Source organism: Actinoplanes sp. NPDC051633, assembly GCF_040681735.1.
Taxonomy (GTDB): Bacteria; Actinomycetota; Actinomycetes; order Mycobacteriales; family Micromonosporaceae; genus Actinoplanes.
Genome location: NZ_JBFAZH010000559.1, coordinates 1 through 5,102, shown reverse-complemented (window position 1 = coordinate 5,102; position 5,102 = coordinate 1). Strand labels below are relative to the sequence as shown.

Annotated in this window: 5 protein-coding genes; 2 read left to right on the top strand and 3 right to left on the bottom strand. The window is 70.9% G+C overall.

What is annotated here, in order from left to right; translation table 11 throughout:
* Positions 1 to 112: 112 nt before the first annotated feature.
* The gene (locus AB0M20_RS26530) at positions 113 to 1,306 is read right to left on the bottom strand and encodes an FAD-dependent monooxygenase (RefSeq protein WP_364302652.1); all 1,194 of its coding nucleotides are present in this window, start codon (positions 1,304 to 1,306) and stop codon (positions 113 to 115) included.
* A 54-nt stretch (positions 1,307 to 1,360) separates the two neighbouring features.
* On the opposite strand from AB0M20_RS26530, the gene AB0M20_RS26525 reads away from it, so the two are divergent.
* Positions 1,361 to 1,936 carry a TetR/AcrR family transcriptional regulator gene (locus AB0M20_RS26525; protein ID WP_364302650.1) on the top strand — a complete coding sequence of 192 codons (576 nt, stop codon included), beginning with the start codon at positions 1,361 to 1,363 and terminating at the stop codon, positions 1,934 to 1,936.
* Between the two features lie 51 nt (positions 1,937 to 1,987).
* Here the strand turns inward: AB0M20_RS26525 and AB0M20_RS26520 are convergent, their stop codons facing one another.
* Entirely contained in the window at positions 1,988 to 2,515 is a 528-nt protein-coding gene (locus tag AB0M20_RS26520; RefSeq protein WP_364302648.1) for an HIT domain-containing protein, read from the bottom strand.
* A 9-nt stretch (positions 2,516 to 2,524) separates the two neighbouring features.
* Positions 2,525 to 4,498, bottom strand: a complete 1,974-nt coding sequence (thrS, locus tag AB0M20_RS26515; protein WP_364302646.1) for a threonine--tRNA ligase — start codon at positions 4,496 to 4,498, stop codon at positions 2,525 to 2,527.
* A gap of 155 nt (positions 4,499 to 4,653) precedes the next feature.
* Here thrS and AB0M20_RS26510 point away from each other — a divergent pair.
* The coding region (locus tag AB0M20_RS26510) for a response regulator transcription factor (RefSeq protein WP_364302644.1) at positions 4,654 to 5,102 on the top strand (449 nt) is incomplete at its 3' end.

The following is a 5,102-nucleotide window of genomic DNA, read 5'->3' as shown; positions in this document are numbered from 1 at the left end:
CCGCCCCCGCGGGGGCCGTGCCCCCGCCGCCCGCCGGCCCGGGGCTCCGGCCCCCCCCCCCCGCCCCCGCCCCGCCCCCCCCCCACCCCCCCGCCCCCCCCCCCCCGCCGCCTCAGACCAGCGTCGGGCTCGCGTCGGCCGGCAGCTGGACCGCCGCGGCCGCCTCGTGGATCGGCTTGGTGACCGACTCGATGATCTGCCGGTGCCAGGGGTTGAAGCGCAACGTCCGCATCGCATAGTTGCGCATCGCGATGCTCGCCCGCCCACCCGGCACCATCTGCCCGGCCAGCTTCTTCCCCAAGGTCAGGTTCTTCTCCGCGTACGGCCGGACCACACGCTCGTACTCGGCGAAGGCGGCCTCGTGGCCAGGGTGCCGGGCCAGCGCCGACGCCAGCACGTAGGCGCCCACGAGCGCCTCGCTCGTGCCCATCCCGGACGCGGGCGAGGGACAGTACGCCGCGTCCCCGAGGAGAACGACCCGCCCGGCCGACCACCGCGGCAGGTCCACCTGGCTGAGTCCGTCCACATAGAAGTCGTCGGACGATCCGGCGGCGATCGCCTCGAGCAGGCGTGGCACCTCCCAGCCGTGGCCGGCGAACCGCGAGAGCACCGTGTCGCGGGTGATCTCCGCGCGCGGCAGCTCCGGTGACGCGAAGACCATGCCCGCCTTGGCCGGGTGGTCCGGCCCGGTGCTGTAGAGGAAGATCATCCGCCCGGGCACGGCCCAGAAGACCTCCTCACGGTCCAGCCGCAGATTGTTGGGCACGCTGCAGATCGACAGGTACGCGCCGAGGTGGGTGAGCGGCGCGTCCAGCCCGGCCAGCCGCCGGGTGTTCGAGTGCAACCCGTCCGCGCCGACGATCACATCGAACCGCCGCGTCGTGCCGCTCGCGAACCGCACCGAGCCGTCCGCCTCGATCGCCGAGATCGAGTCGCCGTAGACGAACTCGGTCGACGGCGCCGCCGCGTCGTGCAGGATCCGGACCAGATCGCCGCGCATCAGCTCGATGTCGTCGCCGCGCCGGCCCATCAGCATGTTCGCGTCCAGCGAGGCGATCGGCCGCCCGTCGGTCTTCACATAGGTGACCTGCCGCATGCCGGTGTCCCGGCCGCGCGCCGCCGCGTAGACCCCGCTGCGCTTGAGCACGTCGACCGCCGCCCCGCGCACGTCCACCTTGTATCCGCCGTCGCGCAGGGCCGGCGCCCGCTCGACCACCGTCGGCCGGAAACCGTGGCGGCCCAGCCAGTACGCCAGCAAGGGACCCGCCACGCCGGCCCCCGAGATCAGCACGCTCCGCTTCGTCATACGAGCTACTATACAAACGTCTTATACGTTTGTATAGATCCTAGGATGACCACCATGGGCCACCGAGAGGACCTGCTCGCCGGAGCGCGCCGCTGCCTGTACGAGAAGGGCTACGCGCACACCACCGCGCGCGACATCGTCGCCGTGTCGGGGACGAACCTGGGCTCGATCGGCTATCACTACGGCTCGACGCAGGCGCTGCTGAACGCGGCGATGCTCAGCGCCATCGAGGAGTGGGGCGACGCGATCGCGGCGGCGCTGGCCGGCGACGAGTCCGACGCGGCCGACGATCCGCTGGTCCGGGTGTGGCGCCGCATCCTGGGCACGATGGAGACGCACCGGGCGGTCTTCATGGCCTCGATCGAGGCGATGGTGCAGAGCGAGCGCTCCCCCGAGCTGCGCGCTCAGATCGCGCACGGCATCAGGGAGGGCCGCAGCGGCATGACGGCCCTGCTGACCGGCCGGCCGGAGGACTCGCTGCCGGCCGACGAGGTCGCCACGCTCGGCTCGGTGCAGATGGCCCTGATGTCCGGCGTCCTGACCCAGTGGCTCGTCGACCCGTCCACCGCCCCGTCCCCCGAGCAGATCGCCGCCGGCGTCCGCGCCTTGGCGGGTGTGCGGGACCGCTAGGGTCTGTTTTGAAATCCTCGCCGCAGCCGCGGGCCAATTTCAAAACAGACCCTAGGACGCGGTCCAGACCTTGGCCAGCAGCTCCCGGGTGTCGGCGAGCAGCATCGGCATGGTCTTGGTGCGGCCGATCACCGGCATGAAGTTGCCGTCGCCGCCCCACCGCGGCACCACGTGCTGGTGCAGGTGGGCCGCGATGCCCGCGCCCGCCACCGCACCCTGGTTCATGCCGAGGTTGAAGCCGTGCGGACTGCTCGCCCGGCGGATCGTCCGCATCGCCCGCCGGGTGAAGGCGGCCACCTCGGCCGTCTCCTCCTCGGTCAGCTCGGTGTAGTCGGCGACGTGCCGGTACGGGCAGATCAGCAGGTGGCCGGGGTTGTAGGGGTACAGGTTGAGGATCGCGAAGACCGTCTCGCCGCGGGCGACGATGTGCTTCTCCTCGTCGGGCTGCTGCGGCGCGAGGCAGAACGGGCAGCCGGCCGGCTTCTCGTAACCGCCCTCGGGCGCCTCCGAACCGGTGACGTACGACATCCGATGCGGCGTCCAGAGACGTTCCAGCCCGTCCGGCTCCCCAATGCTCATGCGAGAACCCTATGCCGCCGAGGGGCCCGAATTAACCCGACTGCGCACGACCTCGGTTACGTGGGCCACCGCGTCGGCGAGGGGCACACCGTTGCGCTGTGAACCGTCGCGGTAACGGAACGACACCGTCCCGGCCGCCACGTCGTCGTCGCCGGCGATCACCATGAACGGGATCTTCTGCTGCTGGGCGGTGCGGATCTTCTTCTGCATCCGGTCGTCGGAGTGGTCGACCTCGGCCCGGACGCCTTCCCGGCGCAGCGCATCCACAAAGGACTCAAGGTAGGCGGCGTGGTCGTCGCGGATCGGGATGCCGACCACCTGCACCGGCGCCAGCCAGGCCGGGAACGCGCCCGCGTAGTGCTCGGTCAGCACGCCGAAGAACCGCTCGATCGAGCCGAACAGCGCGCGGTGGATCATCACCGGGCGCTCGCGGCCGCCGCTGGCCGCCGAATACTCCAGCCCGAAGCGCTCCGGCAGGTTGAAGTCCACCTGGATGGTGGACATCTGCCAGGTACGCCCGATCGCGTCCTTGGCCTGCACGCTGATCTTCGGGCCGTAGAACGCGGCGCCGCCCGGGTCGGGCACCAGCTCGAGGCCGGACTCCTCGGCCGCCGAGCGCAGCGCCTCGGTCGCCTTCTCCCAGTTCTCGTCGGTGCCCACCGACTTCTCCGGGTTGCGGGTGCTCAGCTCGAGGTAGAAGTCGTCGAGGCCGTAGTCGCGCAGCAGGTCGAGGACGAACTGCAGCAGCGACTTGAGCTCGCCGGCCATCTGTTCCTCGGTGCAGAAGATGTGCGCGTCGTCCTGCGTCATCCCGCGCACCCGGGTCAGACCGTGCACCACGCCGGACTTCTCGTAGCGGTACACCGTGCCGAACTCGAACATGCGCAGCGGCAGCTCGCGGTAGGACCGCCCGCGGGACCGGAAGATCAGGTCGTGGAACGGGCAGTTCATCGGCTTGAGGTAGTAGGTCGCGCCCTCCATCTCCATGGGCGGGAACATGCCGTCGGCGTACCAGCCCAGGTGGCCGGACGTCTCGAACAGGTCCGCCTTGGTGATGTGCGGGGTGTTCACGAACGAGTAGCCGGCCTGTTCGTGCTTGATGCGCGAGTAGTTCTCCATCTCGCGCCGGATGATCCCGCCCTTGGGGTGGAACACCGCGAGCCCGGAGCCGATCTCGTCGGGGAACGAGAACAGGTCGAGGTCGGCGCCCAGCTTGCGGTGGTCGCGGCGGGCCGCCTCCTCCAGCATGCGGAGGTAGTCCTTCTGGGCGTCGCGGGTCGGCCAGGCGGTGCCGTAGACGCGCTGCAGCTGCGGGTTCTTCTCACTGCCCCGCCAGTACGCGGCCGCGCTGCGCATCAGCTTGAACGCCGGGATCAGCCGGGTGGACGGCAGGTGCGGGCCGCGGCAGAGGTCGCCCCAGACGCGGTGGCCGTCGCGCGCGTCGATGTTGTCGTACGCCGTCAGCTCGCCGGCGCCGACCTCCATGACCTCCTCGGCGTCCACCTCGCCCTTGATGTCGACCAGCTCGAGCTTGTAGGGCTCCGATGCCAGCTCGACCTTCGCCTCGTCGAGTGAGCCGTAGGCCCGCCGGCGGAACAGCTGGCCGGCCTTGACGATCTCCTGCATCCGCTTCTCGAGCTTCGCCAGGTCGTCGGGCACGAACGGCTTGGCGACGTCGAAGTCGTAGTAGAAACCGTTCTCGATCGGCGGGCCGATGCCGAGCTTCGCCTCCGGAAAGAGGTCCTGCACCGCCTGCGCCAGCACGTGTGCCGTCGAGTGCCGCAGCACGTTGAGCCCGTCGGGCTCGTCGAGCGCCACCGGGGTCACGTCGGTGTCGAGCTCGGGCACCCAGTCGAGATCGCGCAGCCGGCCGCCCGGGTCGCGCACCACGACGATCGCCTTCGGGCCGTTCGCGGGCAGCCCGGCGGCCGTCACCGCCGCGCCCGCGGTGGTGCCTGCGGGGACGACAAGTGGCTCGGGCACGACGATCTCCTTCAACGGCGCAGCGGGGTCGGGCTCGATGCTAGTCGCCGCCGATGAGGGTGCGCGGAGCGGCACGCGGTGACCGTGCGTCACCACGGGGTTCCGCTCAATCACAGCTTTAGGCGTTCCCCGCCCCGAGCGCTACGGTGCTTCGCATGGCCACGGTGTTGCTCGTCGAGGACGATCACGTGGTGCGCGGTGCGATGCTGCGATCGCTGGCCGATCGAGGGCATGCCGTGCACGCGGTCGGCACCGCATTGGACGCCCTGCGCCGGGTCGCGGCGGAGACCCCGGATCTGGTGGTGCTGGATCTCGGGTTGCCCGATCTGGACGGCTCCGACGCGCTGCGCATGCTGCGCGGCATCACGGATGTGCCGATCATCATCGCGACCGCCCGGGACGACGAGCAGACGGTGGTCCGCCTGTTGCGTTCGGGCGCGGACGACTACATGGTCAAGCCGTTCACCGGGGCCCATCTGGACGCGCGGATCACCACCGTGCTGCGCCGGGTCGGCCGGGCCAGCCGGGCCGCCCAGCCGGCCGTGCACGAGGTGGGCGAGCTGCGCGTCGACGTGGGTGAGCGCAGCGCCAGCCTGGGCGCGAC